Below are 17,910 nucleotides of genomic sequence, written 5' to 3' on the forward strand. Positions count from 1 at the left end.
ACGGGGTTCTCAGGGAGTGCGGGCACGGCTGTGGGACAGCCCCCGCAGCCATACCTCGGCGGCGATGGTGGAGTAGAGGATGGCGTCGGAGAGGCCCGGTGAGGTGGGGCGCTGGGCGAGGCGGCGCAGCTCGGCGCCGTCCACCAGGCCCAGCGCCTCCAGCCGTGAGCCCTCCCACATGGTCAGCAGGTCGCCGCGGTGCCGGCGCAGTCCGTTGGCGGCGTCCATGGCGGCCGTCGCCTTGTTGGCCCGCCGCAGGCAGTCATCGGGCACGATTCCGCGCATCGCGGCGCTCAGGACGGGCTTGTACTGCCAGGGAGTGACGCGCTCGCTCGGGCGGACGGCGAGAAACGCCTCGATGACGCGGTCGTCGAAGAAGGGGGAGGCCATCGGCAGGCCCGCGCGCGCCGCCATCCGGTCCCATTGCCGGATGACGCGGGTGCACGAGCGGATCTGCTCCAGGTCGGTGTGCAGTCCACGGTCCGGATGCAGCGGCGAGGCCGTGGCCGCCGCGTCGAGCAGTGCCCGGCGGGCCATCCGCTCAGCCTCGGGGGTCACCCAGTCGAACAGGCGCGGGGCCATGCCCCAGCCGAGACTCGTCGCGACGGACGAGGGCAACGGGCCACGCAGCCGGCCGGCTCCGTCGGCGAGCCACTTCCCGTACGGCCGGGAGTCGGCGAGGGCGAGGGCCGTGCCGCCCAGTGGCCACTGCCACAGTGCCCGGTACCCACGCAACTGGCGCAGGGCGAACAGCGGACGGGTGCGCAGCAGCCGGTGGTAGTACGCGTCGGAGCACCATGCCACGTGGTCGCCGCCGATTCCGGTCAGGTGCACCCGGCTGCCGCGTGCGGCGAGGCCCGGCAGGTGGTGCAGGACCCGGGAGCGGTCCATGACGCCGATGGTGGGCTCGTCCAGGAGGTCGTCGATGCCGAGCAGATCCTCGTAGACCAGCGGCGAGGCGTCGGCGTCCCACACCACGTGCTCGACGTCCGGGAGGTGCCCCATGGCCCGCTGAGCCCAGTGCAGGTCGGTGTCCGCCGGATCGCGGCCCGGCCAGGTGCTGGCCACCACGTGGGCGGGGGAACGGTCGGCCAGGAAGCAGATGGAGGTCGAGTCCAGGCCGCCGGACAGATCGCAGCTCACCACTCCGCCCTGCCGGGTCCGCGCGCCCACGGCCTCCTCCAGCGCGGTCCGGATCAGGGGCGCCGCCTCGGCGAGTGGCCGCACCGGCTCCGGCGGCGTCCACCACCGGGTGTGCCGTACGGTGCGCCCGTCCGCGGCGACGATCACGGCGTCCTGCGGGGGCACAGCGGTGACCGGGCGCCACAGGGAAGTCTCGAACAGGGGGTAGGGGGCGGGCCACAGCAGCCGGACGGCCAGCTCCTGCGGATCGGGGTCGAGGCCGAGCGCGGCGGCGAGCGTGTCGGCGCGGGTGGCGGCCACCCGGACGCCGTCGATCTCCGCGTGGAAGACCAGCCGCAGGCCAGAGGCGGTGCCCTGGACACGGATCTGTCCGTCGAGGGCGGCGACGAGGTGGAAGCTGCCGGGGAGGGTGCGGGCCGGCGCGTCGAGTTCCGTCAGATCCCTCAGCCGTGCGGCCGTACGCCGCAGTTGCGCCGCCTCGACGGGGCAGCAGCCGATGACGGCGAGGGTGGCACTCCCGGCGCTCGCGGTGACGATCTCGTCGTCGTGCCAGTGGCCGACCAGCCAGGGCCGGCCCGACGCGTGTGCGAGGGTCCGGCTACCGGGGCGGGCGAAGGAGCGGGCCACGGCGGCCGCGTCCGCACGGTCCGGAAAGACCGCGAAGTGCGCGTCGCCGGGGCCCGTCCCCGCACTTTCGTGCAGTTCAGTCATGACGTCGGGTCAGTGCCGTCGCCCGTCAGTTCTTGCTGAAGATCAGCCGGTCGTTGCCGGAGCTCTGAAGGAGCCCCGTCTCCTTGCGGAACGTCCCGAGCCTGACGAGCGTCGGCGCTTCGTATGCCTTCTTCATGACTTCTCCTCACTGCGGGTGGTGTCCCAGTCCCCGGGCGGGGACCGGACGCAACACCAGCTAGCTGCGGAAGGTGAGGGTGAGGCAAGGTGCAGCACGAAAGTATGACGGTATGAAAAGGCAGATGACTCCGGCCTGGAAGGGGCGCACGTGCCCGGCGTGAGACGTCGCGCCCGTCGACGGCTTTGCGTGTGCATATGCGAAGAAACGTTCCCAGGTGTGGCTCTCCGCGGCGGCGCGCGCCATGTACGAAAACCGGGCAGGGGGGCCGCCGGGGCGCACTGCGCGGCCGTCGGTGCGCACCATGTCCGGCGGGCGCAGGGCCCGGCGGGAGGTGCGGTCAGAGGGCTTCCCGCGCGGTGAGGATGCGCGGTCCCGCGTCGGTGATCGCCACCGTGTGCTCCACGTGCGCCGCCCGGGAGCCGTCGTTCGTGCGCAGGGTCCAGCCGTCCGGGGCCGCGTGGTAGCCGTCCTTGCCGCTCGCGATGAGCATCGGCTCGATGGCGAGGACCATGCCGTGGCGCAGCGGCATGCCCCGGCCGGGGCGGCCCTCGTTCGGTACCCCGGGATCCTCGTGCATCTTGCGGCCGATGCCGTGCCCGCCGAAGCCGTCCGGGATGCCGTACCCGGCGGCCCGGCACACCGAGCCGATCGCGTGCGCGATGTCGCCGATGTGGTTGCCGACCACGGCCGCATCGATGCCCGCCGCCAGCGCCCGTTCCGCCGTCTCGATCAGGCGTACGTCGGCGGGGCGCGCCCCGCCGACCGTGAAGCTGATCGCCGAGTCGCCCGCCCAGCCGCCCAGTTCGGCGCCGCAGTCGATGGAGACGAGGTCGCCGTCGCACAAGCGGTAACCGGTCGGGATGCCGTGCACGATCGCGTCGTTCACCGACGCGCAGATGACGGCGGGGAACGGAACGGGGGCGAAGGAGGGCCGGTAGCCGAGGAAGGGGGAGGTCGCGCCCGCCGCACGCAGCACCTCACGCGCCACCTCGTCCAGCTCCAGCAGGGAAACCCCCACGTCAGCAGCCTTGCGTACGGCCGTCAGGGCCTGGCCGACAACCTGCCCGGCCGCGTACATCTCATCGATCGACGTATCCGTCTTCAACTCCACCATGCCAATTACTATACCGGTATTTGAATGGGGATCGGCGAGTGGAGGCGGTATTAGAATGGGCGCCATGGTGCGCACCCCTCTCACCCCCGAAGAGCGTGAACGCGGCGAGCGGCTCGGCCGGCTGCTGCGCGAGGCCCGCGGCGGCCGCAGCATGGCGGAGATCGCGGCGAACGCCGGTGTCTCCGCCGAGACGCTGCGCAAGATCGAGACCGGCCGGGCGCCGACCCCCGCCTTCTTCACGGTGGCCGCGCTGGCGCACGCCCTCGGTCTGTCGATGGACGAACTGGCGGGGCGCTGCACACCGGTTGTCGAGGCTGCAGCCTGAGGGGCGCGCACGTCACGTTCCGGCAGCTGCGGCGTACTCTGCGTCCATTCAGAAAACTCCCCGTAGCGCATTCGTAACATGGCTGGTGTTGCCTAACGGATCGGAGCACTCCGGTCTGGCGGGAGTTGGGCGATGTCAGTGGATCAACTCCCGGCCCGGGTACGGGAGTTCGTGAACTACCTGGACGGTCTTCTGGCGCGCCTGGATCAGGGCGGCGGCTGGTGCGGGGTGTTCTGGCAGCGCGACCCGGAGGGCATGCAGGCCTGTCTCGACGGACGGGAAGTGCCGCCCTGGGATGTGGTGGAGTCGCTCCTGCACGACCTCGGCGCCCAGTACGGTCCCGGCGGCGCGGGCCCCGAGACGGAACGCGCCCGCGCTCTGCACGCCGCCGCCCTCGCCGTGTACGACTCGCGGCCCGGCGGCCGTGACGCCCTCGGCGACCGGCTCGACGTCATGCTCCGCGAGCAGCGGTACGCCGCCGAGCGCCAGGCGGACCTCGGCCGCTCGCTCGCCGCCGCCACCAGCCAGGAGGCGGCCGACGCCATCCGCCTCGACCTCGCCTGGGCCCGCGACGACCACGAACGCGCCACCGCCCGGTGCGCCGAACTCCGGGCCCGAATGGCCGACCTGGACCGCCGGGCGGCGAGCGAACGGGGCCAGGCGATACGGCGGGACCGGGTGGGGGAGGGGTCCGTGTTCCGCGTCGACGAGGGTTTGAGGGGCGACAGGTCTGGGGGCGAGGGGCCCAGGGCCGACCGCTTCGAGAACGACGGGTTGAGGGGAGAGCGGGCCAGGGGTAGCCGGTTCGGGGGCGACCGGTTCGGAGCCGACGGGTCCGGGGAGAGCCGGTCCGGGGACGACACCGTTGGCGGCGACGCATTCGGCGGCGACGGATTCGGGGACTCCGGGGGCGGGGCGGATCGTAGGCAGTCGGGTGCGATCGGATCTCGCGGCGGCGGATTCCCCGGCATGCCGCATCAGCGCGACGCGCGGCCGACGCCCCGAACGGCGGGCTGGTCCGAAGGGCGGGGAGCAGCCCCGGCCGGGACGGCCGCAGACCGGCACGACGGGCGCCGAGCCGCCACCTCGGCCGCCGAAGCGGCGCAGTGGCGCGCGGCGCGGCAGCGGGGCTTCGACGCCGGGTCGGCGGGAGGCCACGACTCCGTCCACGCCGGGACGGAAGGCCATGACGCCGTCCATGGGCAGGGCGCAGACCCTTATGCCGGGCGCGGCACCGCCGGGCCGCCCGACTGGCCGGACCCGCAGGGCACGGGCGCCGGAGCCGACCGTCCCACCGGACATCCCCTGGACCGAACCGCCCCGGACGGCGCGACCGCGCCGTCCGACTGGCCGGAAGCCGAGCACACCCCCGCCGACACGGCATCCGCCGCCGCAACCTTCGACGCCGCCCCGGTGCCGGCCGCCCCCGACCCGACCCCCACCCCCAAGCAGCGCAAGCGCCGCCGAGGCAGCGCCCGCTTCGCCGGGATGGTCGAGGAGGAGGCCGCCCCCGTCGTCGTACCGCCGACCGCCGCGCCCACGCTCCCCACGCTCCCCACCCTCCCCGCGCAGCCCGCCCGCACGGGCCGTACCCCGCGCGGGGCGCGGTTCGCCGGGGCCGCCGCCGAGACGCCCGCGCACACGGCCCCGCAGCCGAAGCGCGAGCCGATGGACCCGGCGGATCGGCGGGAGGTCGTCGGGACCGTGGAGACGCTGGTGCGGCTGCGGGGTGAGGGGCGCACCGGTGAGGCGCATGTGCTGCTCGTGGAGGCCGCGTACTGGCCCGCCGTCCGCTTCCCCCTGCTCGCCGCCGAGATGCAGCGCGCCGGACTCGGCGCCGACTGGGCCACCCTGCTGTGGGAGGCCGCCTCGCTGCCCGCCGAGCGGCTCGTCGCCGCAGCCGACGCGCTGACGGTGGCGGGGCGTGCCGACGACGGGGAGCAGATCCTGCGCCAGGGCGTGGCGCGGCCCGCGCACGAGATCGGGCAGGCCGTGGTGGGGCTGGTCGGCGAGGGACGGCACCGAGAGGTCCGTGCGCTGCTCGACGCGTACGTCCGCGTCCGCACCCCGGAGGAGGCCGCCCGCAGCGCCGAGCCCGCCCCGAAGACTCTCGTACCGCTGCTGCTGGAGGCCGCCCGGGGTGTCTCGGACGAGCGCCACTGGGACCTTGTCCACGCCCTGCGGGTGGCGGGCTTCACGGCCTGACACCCCCCGGCGCACCCGTCCCACCGGCCCCGTCCGTCCCCCACTGGAGTGTGAAACGTGATCGACTCAGCGGGTTAACGACGATGGTCTTGGCAAGGCTGTTTCGGGGGCTTACTTTCAAGCCTCTACGGCCCCCTCTACGGGCGTAGAGGCTCTGACGTCCCGTCGAAGGAGCAGCTCATGGCCAACGTCGTACGTGCCGCTCTGGTTCAGGCCACCTGGACCGGCGACACCGAGTCCATGGTGGCGAAACACGAGGAGCACGCCCGCGAGGCCGCCCGGCAGGGTGCCAAGATCATCGGGTTTCAGGAAGTCTTCAACGCTCCCTACTTCTGTCAGGTCCAGGAACCGGAGCACTACCGGTGGGCCGAGCCGGTACCCGACGGGCCGACCGTGCGTCGTATGCAGGAGCTCGCCCGTGAGACGGGCATGGTGGTCGTCGTCCCCGTCTTCGAGGTCGAGCAGTCCGGTTTCTACTACAACACCGCGGCCGTGATCGACGCCGACGGCACCTTCCTCGGCAAGTACCGCAAGCACCACATCCCGCAGGTCAAGGGCTTCTGGGAGAAGTACTACTTCAAGCCCGGCAATGTCGGCTGGCCCGTCTTCGACACGGCGGTGGGCAAGGTGGGTGTCTACATCTGCTACGACCGCCACTTCCCGGAGGGCTGGCGGCAACTCGGGCTCAACGGAGCCCAGTTGGTCTACAACCCGTCGGCCACCCACCGCGGGCTCTCCTCCTACCTCTGGCGCCTCGAACAGCCCGCCGCGGCCGTCGCCAACGAGTACTTCGTCGCCGCGATCAACCGGGTCGGTGTCGAGGAGTACGGCGACAACGACTTCTACGGGACGTCGTACTTCGTGGACCCACGCGGTCAGTTCGTCGGGGAGACCGCGAGCGACAAGGAAGAGGAACTGATCGTCCGCGACCTCGACTTCGACCTGATCGAAGAAGTGCGGCAGCAGTGGGCCTTCTACCGCGACCGCCGCCCCGACGCCTACGAAGGGCTGGTGCAGCCGTGACCAAGGACCTGCTGGGACGCCACCGCGCCGTCATGCCGGACTGGCTCGCCCTGTATTACGAGGAGCCGCTGGAGATCACCCACGGCGAGGGCCGCCACGTGTGGGACTCCGCCGGCAACCGGTACCTCGACTTCTTCGGCGGCATCCTGACGACGATGACCGCGCACGCGCTGCCCGAGGTGACGAAGGCGGTGAGCGAACAGGCCGGGCGGATCATCCACTCCTCCACCCTGTACCTCAACCGGCCCATGGTCGAACTCGCCGAGCGCATCGCCCAGTTGAGCGGCATCCCGGACGCCCGTGTCTTCTTCACCACCTCCGGCACCGAGGCCAACGACACCGCCCTGCTGCTCGCGACGACCTACCGGCAGAGCAACACGATCCTCGCGATGCGCAACAGCTACCACGGCCGCTCGTTCAGCGCGGTCGGCATCACCGGCAACCGCGGCTGGTCGCCGACCTCGCTGTCGCCGCTGCAGACGCTGTACGTCCACGGCGGGGTGCGCACGCGTGGGCCGTACGCGCAGCTGAGCGACGACGACTTCATCGCGGCCTGCGTCGACGACCTGGTGGACGTCCTCGGCCACACCCGCCCGCCCGCGGCCCTGATCGCCGAGCCCATCCAGGGCGTCGGCGGCTTCACCTCGGGGCCGGACGGGCTGTACGCCGCCTTCCGCGAGGTGCTCGCCGAGCGCGGCATCCTCTGGATCGCCGACGAGGTGCAGACCGGCTGGGGCCGCACCGGCGACCACTTCTGGGGCTGGCAGGCGCACGCGCAGTCCGGTCCGCCGGACATCCTGACCTTCGCCAAGGGCATCGGCAACGGCATGTCCATCGGCGGTGTCGTAGCCCGCGCCGAGATCATGAACTGCCTTGACGCCAACAGCATCTCCACCTTCGGCGGCACCCAGATCACCATGGCGGCCGGCCTCGCCAACCTCAACTACCTGCTGGAACACGACCTCCAGGGCAACGCCCGACGCGTCGGCGGACTGCTCGTCGAGCGGCTTCGGGCCGTCGCGGCACAGGCGCCGCACGTACGGGAGGTACGCGGCCGGGGCCTGATGCTGGGCATCGAGATCACCAGGCCCGGCACGGACGAAGCCGACCCCGCCGCCGCGTCGGCCGTGCTGGAGGCGGCCCGCGACGGCGGCCTCCTCATCGGCAAGGGCGGTGGTCACAACACCACGTCCCTGCGCGTCGCCCCGCCCCTGTCCCTCACCGTCGCGGAGGCCGAAGAAGGCGCCGCGATCCTCGAGAGCGCTCTGAGGAGCATCTGAACCAGCTAGCAAGGGAAAGCCCATGACCACCACCTCCACGACCTGGGAGCGCCTCGAACCGGTCCTGTCCGTCCGGCAGGTCCTCACCCTGGAGCGGGTGCTGGCCGGGGAGCCCGAGGTGGTGGCCGGCGCCGGTCATCTCGACCGTCCGGTGCGCTGGGTGCATGTCGCCGAGGCGCCGGACGTCGGGGTGATGCTCAGTGGCGGCGAGATGGTGCTGACCACGGGGGTGCTGCTCGCCGGGGACGAGGAGAAGCAGGCCGAGTACATCCGCTCCCTGCACCGGGCGGAGGCCGCGGCCGTCGTGCTGGGCCTCGGCCGGGCGTTTCCCGCGCCGCCGGACGTGATGCGCCGGGCGGCCGAGCGATGCGGGCTGCCCATGGTCGTCCTGCACCGTCCCTTCCCGTTCGCCGAGCTGACCGAAGAGGTCCAGTCCCGGCTCGTACGGCGGAAGTTCGCCGCCGTCAGCCTCTCGGAGGCCGTACGGACCGCGCTCACCGGGCTCATCACCGCGGGCGCCCCGCTCCAGCGGCTCCTCGACGAGGTCGCCGCGCACAGCGCCTGCCCCGTCGTCGTCACCAACCTCGCCCACCGCGTCCTCGCCACGGCGGGGGAGCGCTCGGCCGTGGACGACGTGCTGCGCGACTGGGAGCGCATCGCCCGGCAGGCCGGCGGCAGCGAGGGCGACGGCTGGATCCGCGCCGAACTGGGCGGACGCGGCGAGCGCTGGGGCCAGATCATGCTGTGCGGGCACCGCGGCGACACCGCCACCGGACGGCTCCTCGCCGAACGCGCCGCCGAGGCCCTGGTCCTGCACCGCATGCTGGGCGGCAACTCCGCGCACACCTGGGAGGAGCAGTCCGCGCAGAGCCTGCTGACCGACCTCGTCAGCGGGGTCGTACCGGCGCGGCAGCTGCTGCCACGCGCGCGTGCCGCCGGGCTGCCGGTCAACCGGCGTGCCTTCGTGCCGCTGGTCGTGCGGGACGGCGAGGCGGCCCAACTGGAGCGCGTGCTGCGGATGCTGGGGCTGTCCGGGATCGTCGCCGAGCTCGCCGACGGGGCCACCGCCGTGCTGCTCAGCCTCGCCCGGGACCAGGACGCCGCCGTGCTCGCCGCGAACTTCGCCGCGCGGGTGCGCTCGGAGTCGGGGGCCGCCCGGACCGTCATCGCGGCCGCCGACGCGCGTACCGCCTGGGACGACGTACCCGCCGGGCTGCGCGAGGCCCAGCACGTCGCCGATGCCGTCGCCGACTCCTCGGCCGCCCTCGACCTCCCGGCGGTCGTACGCCTCAAGGACGTCCATCTGCGGGGCCTGATCCGGCTGTTGCGGGACGATCCGCAGGTGCAGTCGTTCGCGGAGCGCGAGCTGGACGGGCTGCTGTGCGGACGGGACGACGAGGTCGGCGCCCTGCTCGCCGTGCTGCGGACGTACCTCGCGACCGGCCGCAACAAGTCCCGCACCGCCCAGCTCCACCACGTCTCCCGGCCCGCGCTCTACCGGCGCCTGGAGGCGATACAGACACGGCTCGGCGTCGATCTCGACGACTTCGAGCAGGCCGCCTCGGTGCATATCGCGCTCCTCGCGCACGACGCGCAACTCGGCTGACAAGGCGCCGCGGAAACCGCGTAGAAACACAAGACGACCTGGGAAAACGGCGGTGAAACATGGTTCCTGCAGAGGGTGACACCGTGACACGCCGCACGCCCGCAGACGTGACACCGTGCAACTCAAAGCCCGCTTTCGGACTTCCTAGCCTTCTCGCACACCGAGCGACCGGAGGTCCCGATGAGCAGAGTGATTCGCGCCGCCCTCTTCCAGACCGCGTGGACGGGCGACAAGGAGTCGATGATCCAGGTACACGAGCAGGCGGCCCGCGACGCGGCCGCGCAGGGTGCTCAGGTCCTGTGCTTCCAGGAACTGTTCTACGGGCCGTACTTCTGCCAGGTCCAGGACAAGGCGTTCTACGAGTACGCCGAGCAGATCCCCGAGGGCCCGATCGTCAAGCGCTTCCAGGCGCTGGCCAAGGAGCTGGGCATCGTCCTGATCCTGCCGATGTACGAGGAGGAGCAGCCCGGCGTCCTCTACAACACGGCCGCGGTGATCGACGCGGACGGCTCGTACCTCGGCAAGTACCGCAAACACCACATTCCCCAAGTGCCGGGATTCTGGGAGAAGTTCTACTTCCGCCCCGGCAACGTCGGCTGGCCGGTGTTCGACACCGCCGTCGGGAAGATCGGCGTGTACATCTGCTACGACCGCCACTTCCCGGAGGGCTGGCGGGCGCTGGGGCTCGCGGGTGCGGAGATCGTGTTCAACCCGTCGGCCACCTCGCGCGGTCTGTCGGCCTACCTCTGGCAGCTGGAGCAGCCGGCGGCCGCGGTGGCCAACGAGTACTTCGTCGGTGCGATCAACCGGGTCGGCGTCGAGGAGCTGGGCGACAACGACTTCTACGGGACGACGTACTTCGTCGACCCGGAGGCCCAGTTCGTGGGCGAGGTGGCCAGCGACAAGGAGACCGAACTGGTCGTCCGCGACCTGGACATGGCCAAGCTGCGCGAGGTCCGCGACCGCTGGCAGTTCTACCGCGACCGCCGTCCCGACGCGTACTCCCCGCTGACCGCACCCTGACCGAACCGTTCACTCTGGCAGGAGAGGGACCATGAGCAGCCGTACCGTCATCCGCGGTGGTCTCGTCATCACCGCGTCCGACGAGATCCACGCCGACGTGCTGATCGAGGACGGCCGCATCGCCGCCCTCGCCGCCAGCGGCACCCCGGCCGCCGAGGCCTGGACCGCCGAGCGGGTCGTCGACGCCACGGGGAAGTACGTCATCCCCGGTGGCGTCGACGTCCACACCCACATGGAGTTGCCGTTCGGTGGCACGCACGCCTCCGACACCTTCGAGACCGGCACCCGCGCCGCCGCCTGGGGCGGCACCACCACGATCGTCGACTTCGCGGTGCAGAGCGTCGGCCACTCGCTGCGCGAGGGCCTCGACGCCTGGCACGCCAAGGCCCAGGGCAACTGCGCCATCGACTACGGCTTCCACATGATCGTCTCCGATGTGAACCAGGAGACGCTCAAGGAGATGGACCTGCTGGTCGAGGAGGGCGTGACCAGTTTCAAGCAGTTCATGGCCTACCCGGGCGTCTTCTACTCCGACGACGGCCAGATCCTGCGCGCCATGCAGCGCGGGGCCGAGAACGGCGCCCTGATCATGATGCACGCCGAGAACGGCATCGCGATCGACGTGCTGGTGGAGCAGGCGCTGGCCCGCGGGGAGACCGACCCGCGCTACCACGGGGAGGTGCGCAAGGCGTTGCTGGAGGCCGAGGCGACTCACCGCGCCATCAAGCTCGCGCAGGTCGCGGGCGCCCCGTTGTACGTCGTGCACGTCTCGGCGATGGAGGCAGTCGCCGAGCTGGCGCGGGCGCGCGACGAGGGCCTGAACGTCTTCGGCGAGACCTGCCCCCAGTACCTGTTCCTGTCGACCGACAACCTCGCCGAGCCCGACTTCGAGGGCTCGAAGTACGTGTGCAGCACGCCGCTCAGGCCGAAGGAGCACCAGGCCCACCTGTGGAAGGGGCTGCGCACCAACGACCTGCAGGTCGTCTCCACCGACCACTGCCCGTTCTGCTTCGTGGGCCAGAAGGAGCTGGGGCGAGGGGACTTCTCCAAGATCCCCAACGGCCTTCCCGGCGTCGAGAACCGTATGGACCTGCTCCATCAGGCCGTAGTGGAAGGCCGCATCTCACGCCGCCGCTGGATCGAGATCGCCTGCGCGACCCCGGCCCGCATGTTCGGCATGTACCCGAAGAAGGGCACCATCGCGCCGGGTGCCGACGCCGATGTCGTGATCTACGACCCGCAGGCCGAACAGGTCATGTCCGCCGTGACGCACCACATGAACGTCGACTACTCGGCGTACGAGGGCAAGCGGACCACCGGCCGGGTCGAGACGGTTCTCTCGCGCGGCGAACTCGTCATCACCGAGCGGGAGTACACCGGACACGCCGGGCACGGCGTCTACACCCCCCGCTCCACCTGTCAGTACCTCAACTAGGAGCGGAGCACATGGACTTCGGACTCGTCCTGCAGACCGACCCGCCGGCCTCGCGGGTCGTCAGCCTGATGAAGCGCGCCGAGCGCAGCGGCTTCACCTACGGCTGGACCTTCGACTCCGCCGTGCTGTGGCAGGAGCCGTTCGTGATCTACAGCCAGATCCTGGCGAACACGCAGAAGCTCAAGGTCGGCACGATGGTGACCAACCCGGGCACCCGCACCTGGGAGGTCACCGCCTCCACCTTCGCCACCCTCAACGACATGTTCGGCAACCGCACGGTCTGCGGCATCGGCCGCGGTGACTCGGCCATGCGCGTCGCCGGGCGCAAGCCCAACACCCTCGCCCGCATCAGCGACGCCATGAAGGTCATCCGGGCGCTGGGCCGCGGCGACGAGGCCGACCTCGGGGGCGGCACGGTCGTCAGGTTCCCGTGGATCAAGGAGGGCGCCGAACTCCCCGTATGGATGGCGGCGTACGGGCCCAAGGCCCTGAAGATGACCGGCGAGGAGGCCGACGGATTCATCCTCCAGCTCGCCGACCTCTACCTGACGGAGTACATGGTCAAGGCCGTGAAGGACGCGGCGGTCGCCGCCGGGCGCAACCCCGACGACGTCAAGATCTGCGTCGCCGCTCCCGCGTACGTCACCGAGGACGACTCGCCCGAGAAGCTCGCCCACGCGCGCGAGCAGTGCCGCTGGTTCGGCGGGATGGTCGGCAACCACGTCGCCGACCTGGTCGCCAAGTACGGGGAGCACTCCGCCGCCGTACCCGACGAACTCACCGACTACATCAAGGCCCGCGAGGGGTACGACTACTCCCACCACGGGCGCGCCGACAACCCCGACACCCAGTTCGTGCCCGACGAGATCGTCGACCGGTTCTGCCTCATCGGACCGGTCGAGAAGCACATCGAGAAGCTGAACGCGCTGCGTGAGCTGGGCGTCGACCAGTTCGCCGTCTACGACATGCACGACGCGCAGGAGGCCGTCATCGACGCGTACGGCTCGAAGGTCATCCCCGCGGTCAACTCCTGACCGCAGCCGACGAGTTCGGACGCAACCAGTACCCCGCAACCAATACCCCACCGCTCCACCAGACCCCCCACCTTGTTCCCCCCTCCCTGCCGTCCCGGGGAGGGGCCCAAGGCCCCCGCACGGCCTATCCGTCCCGTCCCGCATTGTCGATTGGCCTGCCCATGACCGAAACAGTCCCCCCGGGGTCGCCGATATCGCAGTCCGCCGCTTCCGGCGGCCGGATCGAGCTCGCCCCCGAGGCATTCCCCGCCGACAGTCCCTTCGCCAACGAGGATCTGCGTCCCGTCCCGGTCGCCGAGCGCAAGTGGACGACGTACAACTTCGCGGCCCTGTGGATCTCCATGGCCCACTGCATCCCCAGCTGGACCCTGGCCTCCGGCCTGGTCGCGCTCGGCATGGACTGGAAGCAGGCCGTCTTCACCATCGCCCTGGCCAACGTCATCGTGCTGCTGCCGATGCTGGCCACCGGGCACGCCGGACCCAAGTACGGCATACCGTTCCCCGTGCTGGCGCGGGCATCCTTCGGGCTGCGCGGCGCCAACATCCCGGCGCTGATCCGGGCGGCCGTGGCCTGTGGCTGGTTCGGCATCCAGACTTGGATCGGCGGCAGCGGCATCTTCGCCCTGGGCTCCAAGCTGACCGGCGGCCACTGGGAGAACGCGGGCAAGATCGCGGGCAACCCCTGGCCGCTGTGGCTCTGCTTCATCCTCTTCTGGGCCGTGCAGATCGCGATCATCTACCGCGGCATGGACTTCCTGCGGCACTTCGAGAACTGGGCCGCGCCCTTCGTGATCGTCGGCGCCCTCGTGCTGCTGATCTGGATCGCGGTCAAGGCGGACGGCTTCGGCGCGCTGCTCGACCAGCCCTCGAAGCTGGGCTGGGGTCCTGACTTCTGGCCGGTCTTCTTCCCGTCCCTGATGGGGATGATCGGTTTTTGGGCTACTTTGTCCCTCAATATCCCTGACTTCACGCGCTTCGGCGCCAGTCAGAAGGCGCAGACCTGGGGCCAGGCCCTCGGCCTGCCCACCACGATGACCCTCTTCGCGGTCCTCGCCGTGCTGGTCACCTCGGGCTCCGAGGTGGTCTACGGCGAGGCGATCTGGGACCCGGTCACCCTCGCCGCCAAGACGGACAGCGTCTTCGGTCTGCTCTTCGCCCTGATCGTCGTCCTGGTCGCCACGATCTCCGTGAACATCGCGGCGAACGTCGTCTCCCCGGCGTACGACCTGGCGAACCTGGCGCCGAAGCTCATCAACTTCCGTACGGGCGCGCTGATCACCGGTGTCATCGGCGTGCTGATCTTCCCGTGGAAGCTGATCTCCACCCCTGAGTTCTACATCTTCACCTGGCTCGGCGTGGTCGGCGGTCTGCTCGGGACGGTCGCGGGCATCCTGATCGCCGACTACTGGATCGTCCGCCGCACGGTCCTGCACCTGGCGGACCTGTACACGCCCGGCGGGCGCTACTGGTACTCGTCCGGCTGGAACTGGCGGGCGATCGTCGCCTTCGTGGTCGGTGGCGTCCTCGCGGTCGGCGGCTCGTACTCGGGTGTCGGCGCCGACGGGGCGAAGACCGGACCGTTCCCGGTCGACGGGCTGATCCCGTTCCTCAAGCCGCTCGCCGACTACGGCTGGGCGGTGGGCCTGGGCGCCGCGCTGGTGCTGTACGTGGTGCTGATGGGCGGCCGCAAGGAACGCGCCGAGGCCTGAACCCGGAAGGGGAGGGGGAGGACGGTCAGCCCTTCTGGCCGTCCTCCAAGGCCGCCACCGCCTCCTTCGCCGCCTTGATGGCGCCCTTGTTGATCTCGTCCGTGCTGGGCGCCTTCTTCGACTCGAAGTCGCTGCCGCTGTAGGTGACGGAGATCAGCGCGTTGGACGCGCGGACCATCACCACGCCCTCACGGGTCTGCTGCTTGTCCTCGGTGGTGAGGTTCACGACGGAGTACCCCGAGTCGCCGACGCCGGGGACGGCGCCGCCGCCACTCTTGTCCGCGACGCGCTCCTTGTAGGACTTCTCCGCCGCCTCGTCCGACGCGGTGATCTCGAAGGAGACGTCCAGCCAGCGGTAGTCGTAGCCCTTGAGCGCGTTCCACGAGCAGGTGCGGCGCAGCTTGGAGTCCGTCGACGGGATCTCCTTGCCGGCCGACTTGGCGCCCGGAACAAGCGATTTCACCGTTTTCGCGCTCAGGCTGTCGCACGGCGCGGGAGCGGCGGAGTACGTCTTCGACACCGCCGCCGTAGCGGGGGCCGAGGGTGAATCGTCGCCGCTCTTCTGCGTCGCCGCCGGGTCGTCGGCGGCCTGCGTCGCGGGTCCGGACGACAGTGCCCAGCCCGCCGCGGCGAGCACGACGACGGGCGACAGACGCGCGGTGAGGGCGAGCGGCAAGGGAAGAGAACGCACGGCGCACTTTTCGTGGGGGACGGTGCGGAGAGAGTCCGCACTGCGGACGGGACGCCAGTGTCACATGACTCCCTGTGAGGCGGAAGTGCCAACTCGCTCCGTGCTGACGCCGTTACGGGAGGGCCGCAATTACGCGGCGCCCTGGGAGAGTTACGTCGCTTTACGTTACTTTGCATCTCTTTACTTCGCCTTACGTCGTCTATCGAACGATTTGGGCGGAAAGTGAACTCTCGATGCGGTCCACGGCCACGAAGGCGCCGTACGCCACGAGATGCACCAGGCAGTGGTCGGTGTGCTCCGGCCGCCGCCAGGCCGCCACGTCCTCGTCCGTGATGCGGTACGGCGCGAGGGCGGCCAGCAGTGCCAGACGCGCCGCCGGACGATCCCGGCGGTCCGGGAAGCCGTCCAGGGTGAGCGGCGGATGTGTGCCGTCCCAGTCCTGGAGGGTCTGCTCCACGAGGTGATGGTCGTCGGCGTCGAGCAGACCCGCGCCCCGCATGGCCGCCCTGAGCAGCGCCGCGTACGCGATACCGACGGGTGTGCCGCCCGCCCAGGCGGGGGCTTCGCCGGGGTCGACGTCGTCGAGCAGTGCGAGGGCGGTACCCGGCCGGGCGGGGCGGCGCACGGTCCGGGCGAGCGTGCGGCCCGCGAGGCTGCGTACCGCTCGGAAGCGCTGGGCGCCCGCCGGGAGCAGGTTCTCGGTCAGCAGGGCCGACGCGATCCGGTTGATGAAGTGGAAGGTGAGCGCGGTGCCGAGATGGGCGGGGGCGTGCTCACTCGGGAAGGGATACGGCTCCAGGGCGGCGCCGGGCACGCGCGTGTGCTGCCCCCAGGCGAGCAGGCGCGCGTGCTCCTCGTTCTGCGGCCGCTCCCCGCGGGCCAGCCGCTCCGCGAGCGCGTGGTCGCCGGTGGCGTGCAGCAGGACGGTGTGCGCGTCCACGCAGAACGGGCACTTGTTGGCGAGGGACACCCCGAGGGCCACCAGTTCCTTGCCGGTCCGGCTGCCCGCCCCCGCGATGAGCGACTCGCGCATCAATGCCCAGGTGGGGGCGAGGAGTTCGGGTGCGGAGGACAGGACCACGAAGGTGACGGGCTCGGGGATGCCGAAGTCCAGGGCGATCTGGGCGTACACCTCGGCGACGGTGCCGGTGGCCGACTTGGGAGGCAGGGGTTCGGTGTATCGGAAGGGTGTGGTCATGGGCAGCAGCGTGCGCTGTCGGGGTGGGCCGGGTCGTCGTACCGCCGAAGGCAGTCGGTGCTGCGACGGCCGGGCGGGTCGGTGCCGGGCACTACTGCGTGGGGAGTAGTCGGGGAGCCGTCCACAGGGGTGACGTCGCTGTCGGTGGGGCGGTCTAGTGTGCGGGCATGAGCGGGCTTCGGATCACACGCGAACGGCTCGTCGACCTGGCCGTCTCGGTCGTGGTCGGCGTGATCGTCGTGCTCGCCGCCGTGGCGGACGGGCGTGCGGGACCCGTCGACTGCGCGCTGATCGCGGCCGGTTCGCTGGCCCTGGCCGCGCACCGCACGGCTCCGCGCGTCGTGCTCGCGGTCACCACCGCCGGCCTGCTCGCCGCAGTCGTCCACGCCGGGCCCGCGAGCAGCCTGGCCGTCCCCGTCGTGGGCGCGGTGCACACGGCGTCGCGGACCGGACACCGGGGGACGGCCGCGGCGGCCGCCGCCGTCTTCCTCGGCGGATACGTGGCCGCGGGTTCGGCGAGCTCGGACGTCACGCGGGAGGCGCTGCTGCTGGCCGGCTGGTTCCTGTGCGCGGTGGTGACGGGCCTGGCCGACCGCAACTGGCAGGCGTATCTGCGCCAGACCGAACAGCGTGCCCTGGAGGCCGAACGCACCCGGGAGGAGGCGGCGTTGCGCAGAGCGGGCGAGGAACGTCTGCGGATAGCACGGGAGTTGCACGACTCCCTCACCCACAGCATCTCGATCGTCAAGCTCCAGGCCGGCGTCGCCGTGCACCTGGCCCGCAAGCGAGGCGAGGAGGTGCCGCCCGCGCTGCTCGCCATCCAGGAGGCGAGCGGGGAGGCGATGCGCGAGCTGCGCGCCACGCTGGAGGTGCTGCGCACGGACGAGCCCACCGGCACACCCGCGCTGCTCGTGGAGCGGGCGCGGGCGGCGGGCCTCGCGGTCGAGCTGACGGTGACGGGGGAGGAGCGGCCGTTGGCGGCGACTGTCGACCGGGCGATGTACCGCATCGTCCAGGAAGCCTTGACGAACGCGGCGCGGCACGCGGGCCCGGCGAAGGTGTCAGTTCAACTCGACTACGGGGAGGGCGAGTTGACGATAGGGGTCGAGGACGACGGCACCGCCGACCCGTCCAGCCCTCCCACCCCCGGCACAGGTCTGACCGGCATGCGCGAACGCGTCACGGCCCTCGGCGGCACATTGGACGCCGCTCCGCGCGAGGAGGGCGGGTTCGCGGTGCGGGCACGGCTGCCGCTGGAGGAGGCGGGATGAGGA

The 17,910-nt window shown here is 71.3% G+C and carries 15 protein-coding genes; 10 read left to right on the plus strand and 5 right to left on the minus strand.

What is annotated here, in order from left to right:
- Positions 1-9: 9 nt before the first annotated feature.
- The 3 genes from EHO50_RS28945 to map form a co-directional block, all read right to left on the minus strand.
- Entirely contained in the window at positions 10-1,854 is a 1,845-nt protein-coding gene (locus tag EHO50_RS28945; protein WP_128434160.1) for a lasso peptide isopeptide bond-forming cyclase, read from the minus strand.
- A 25-nt stretch (positions 1,855-1,879) separates the two neighbouring features.
- Positions 1,880-1,990 carry a keywimysin-related RiPP gene (locus EHO50_RS28955; protein ID WP_128434161.1) on the minus strand — a complete coding sequence of 37 codons (111 nt, stop codon included), beginning with the start codon at positions 1,988-1,990 and terminating at the stop codon, positions 1,880-1,882.
- 340 nt (positions 1,991-2,330) lie between these two features.
- Entirely contained in the window at positions 2,331-3,107 is a 777-nt protein-coding gene (gene map / locus EHO50_RS28960; RefSeq protein WP_128434162.1) for a type I methionyl aminopeptidase, read from the minus strand.
- 64 nt (positions 3,108-3,171) lie between these two features.
- Here map and EHO50_RS28965 point away from each other — a divergent pair, with 64 nt between their 5' ends.
- The 9 genes from EHO50_RS28965 to EHO50_RS29005 all read left to right on the plus strand — a co-directional run bounded on the left by EHO50_RS28965 (position 3,172) and on the right by EHO50_RS29005 (position 14,747).
- Positions 3,172-3,432, plus strand: a complete 261-nt coding sequence (locus EHO50_RS28965; protein WP_128434163.1) for a helix-turn-helix domain-containing protein — start codon at positions 3,172-3,174, stop codon at positions 3,430-3,432.
- A gap of 132 nt (positions 3,433-3,564) precedes the next feature.
- On the plus strand, positions 3,565-5,637 hold the full coding sequence (locus tag EHO50_RS28970) for a hypothetical protein (RefSeq protein WP_128434164.1): 2,073 nt from the start codon (positions 3,565-3,567) through the stop codon (positions 5,635-5,637).
- 180 nt (positions 5,638-5,817) lie between these two features.
- Positions 5,818-6,660, plus strand: coding sequence for a nitrilase-related carbon-nitrogen hydrolase (locus EHO50_RS28975; protein ID WP_128434165.1), 843 nt, complete (start codon positions 5,818-5,820; stop codon positions 6,658-6,660).
- Entirely contained in the window at positions 6,657-7,940 is a 1,284-nt protein-coding gene (locus tag EHO50_RS28980) for an aspartate aminotransferase family protein (protein WP_128434166.1), read from the plus strand. Before EHO50_RS28975 ends, EHO50_RS28980 begins: the two co-directional genes overlap by 4 nt.
- A 22-nt stretch (positions 7,941-7,962) precedes the next feature.
- Positions 7,963-9,546 (plus strand): PucR family transcriptional regulator, encoded by a 1,584-nt coding sequence (locus EHO50_RS28985; RefSeq protein WP_128434167.1) that lies wholly within the window; start codon positions 7,963-7,965, stop codon positions 9,544-9,546.
- Between the two features lie 180 nt (positions 9,547-9,726).
- A complete protein-coding gene (locus EHO50_RS28990; protein ID WP_128434168.1) occupies positions 9,727-10,569 on the plus strand; it encodes a nitrilase-related carbon-nitrogen hydrolase in 843 nt (280 codons plus the stop codon).
- Positions 10,570-10,600: 31 nt separating this feature from the next.
- Positions 10,601-12,004 carry a dihydropyrimidinase gene (hydA, locus tag EHO50_RS28995; protein ID WP_128434169.1) on the plus strand — a complete coding sequence of 468 codons (1,404 nt, stop codon included), beginning with the start codon at positions 10,601-10,603 and terminating at the stop codon, positions 12,002-12,004.
- 11 nt (positions 12,005-12,015) lie between these two features.
- Entirely contained in the window at positions 12,016-13,038 is a 1,023-nt protein-coding gene (locus EHO50_RS29000) for a TIGR03842 family LLM class F420-dependent oxidoreductase (protein ID WP_062703033.1), read from the plus strand.
- 161 nt (positions 13,039-13,199) lie between these two features.
- The gene (locus EHO50_RS29005) at positions 13,200-14,747 is read left to right on the plus strand and encodes an NCS1 family nucleobase:cation symporter-1 (RefSeq protein ID WP_128434170.1); all 1,548 of its coding nucleotides are present in this window, start codon (positions 13,200-13,202) and stop codon (positions 14,745-14,747) included.
- A 25-nt stretch (positions 14,748-14,772) separates the two neighbouring features.
- Here EHO50_RS29005 and EHO50_RS29010 read toward each other — a convergent pair whose 3' ends face one another.
- Positions 14,773-15,438: a hypothetical protein gene (locus tag EHO50_RS29010; protein ID WP_128434171.1), complete on the minus strand. Its 666-nt coding sequence runs from the start codon at positions 15,436-15,438 to the stop codon at positions 14,773-14,775.
- 199 nt (positions 15,439-15,637) lie between these two features.
- Entirely contained in the window at positions 15,638-16,636 is a 999-nt protein-coding gene (locus tag EHO50_RS29015) for a carboxymuconolactone decarboxylase family protein (protein ID WP_128434172.1), read from the minus strand.
- Between the two features lie 167 nt (positions 16,637-16,803).
- Here EHO50_RS29015 and EHO50_RS29020 point away from each other — a divergent pair, with 167 nt between their 5' ends.
- The gene (locus EHO50_RS29020) at positions 16,804-17,907 is read left to right on the plus strand and encodes a sensor histidine kinase (protein ID WP_128434173.1); all 1,104 of its coding nucleotides are present in this window, start codon (positions 16,804-16,806) and stop codon (positions 17,905-17,907) included.
- The last annotated feature ends 3 nt before the right edge of the window (positions 17,908-17,910 follow it).

Origin of the sequence: Streptomyces cyaneus, from assembly GCF_004028635.1 — a bacterium.
Taxonomy (GTDB): domain Bacteria; phylum Actinomycetota; class Actinomycetes; order Streptomycetales; family Streptomycetaceae; genus Streptomyces; species Streptomyces cyaneus.

Excerpts from the sequence above, each read along its gene's own strand:
- EHO50_RS28945 (WP_128434160.1), bottom strand. The coding sequence starts at position 1,854 with ATGACTGAACTGCACGAAAGTGCGGGGACGGGCCCCGGCGACGCGCAC.
- EHO50_RS28955 (WP_128434161.1), bottom strand. The coding sequence starts at position 1,990 with ATGAAGAAGGCATACGAAGCGCCGACGCTCGTCAGGCTCGGGACGTTC.
- map (WP_128434162.1), bottom strand. The coding sequence starts at position 3,107 with ATGGTGGAGTTGAAGACGGATACGTCGATCGATGAGATGTACGCGGCC.
- EHO50_RS28965 (WP_128434163.1), top strand. The coding sequence starts at position 3,172 with ATGGTGCGCACCCCTCTCACCCCCGAAGAGCGTGAACGCGGCGAGCGG.
- EHO50_RS28970 (WP_128434164.1), top strand. The coding sequence starts at position 3,565 with ATGTCAGTGGATCAACTCCCGGCCCGGGTACGGGAGTTCGTGAACTAC.
- EHO50_RS28975 (WP_128434165.1), top strand. The coding sequence starts at position 5,818 with ATGGCCAACGTCGTACGTGCCGCTCTGGTTCAGGCCACCTGGACCGGC.
- EHO50_RS28985 (WP_128434167.1), top strand. The coding sequence starts at position 7,963 with ATGACCACCACCTCCACGACCTGGGAGCGCCTCGAACCGGTCCTGTCC.
- EHO50_RS28990 (WP_128434168.1), top strand. The coding sequence starts at position 9,727 with ATGAGCAGAGTGATTCGCGCCGCCCTCTTCCAGACCGCGTGGACGGGC.
- hydA (WP_128434169.1), top strand. The coding sequence starts at position 10,601 with ATGAGCAGCCGTACCGTCATCCGCGGTGGTCTCGTCATCACCGCGTCC.
- EHO50_RS29000 (WP_062703033.1), top strand. The coding sequence starts at position 12,016 with ATGGACTTCGGACTCGTCCTGCAGACCGACCCGCCGGCCTCGCGGGTC.
- EHO50_RS29005 (WP_128434170.1), top strand. The coding sequence starts at position 13,200 with ATGACCGAAACAGTCCCCCCGGGGTCGCCGATATCGCAGTCCGCCGCT.
- EHO50_RS29015 (WP_128434172.1), bottom strand. The coding sequence starts at position 16,636 with ATGACCACACCCTTCCGATACACCGAACCCCTGCCTCCCAAGTCGGCC.
- EHO50_RS29020 (WP_128434173.1), top strand. The coding sequence starts at position 16,804 with ATGAGCGGGCTTCGGATCACACGCGAACGGCTCGTCGACCTGGCCGTC.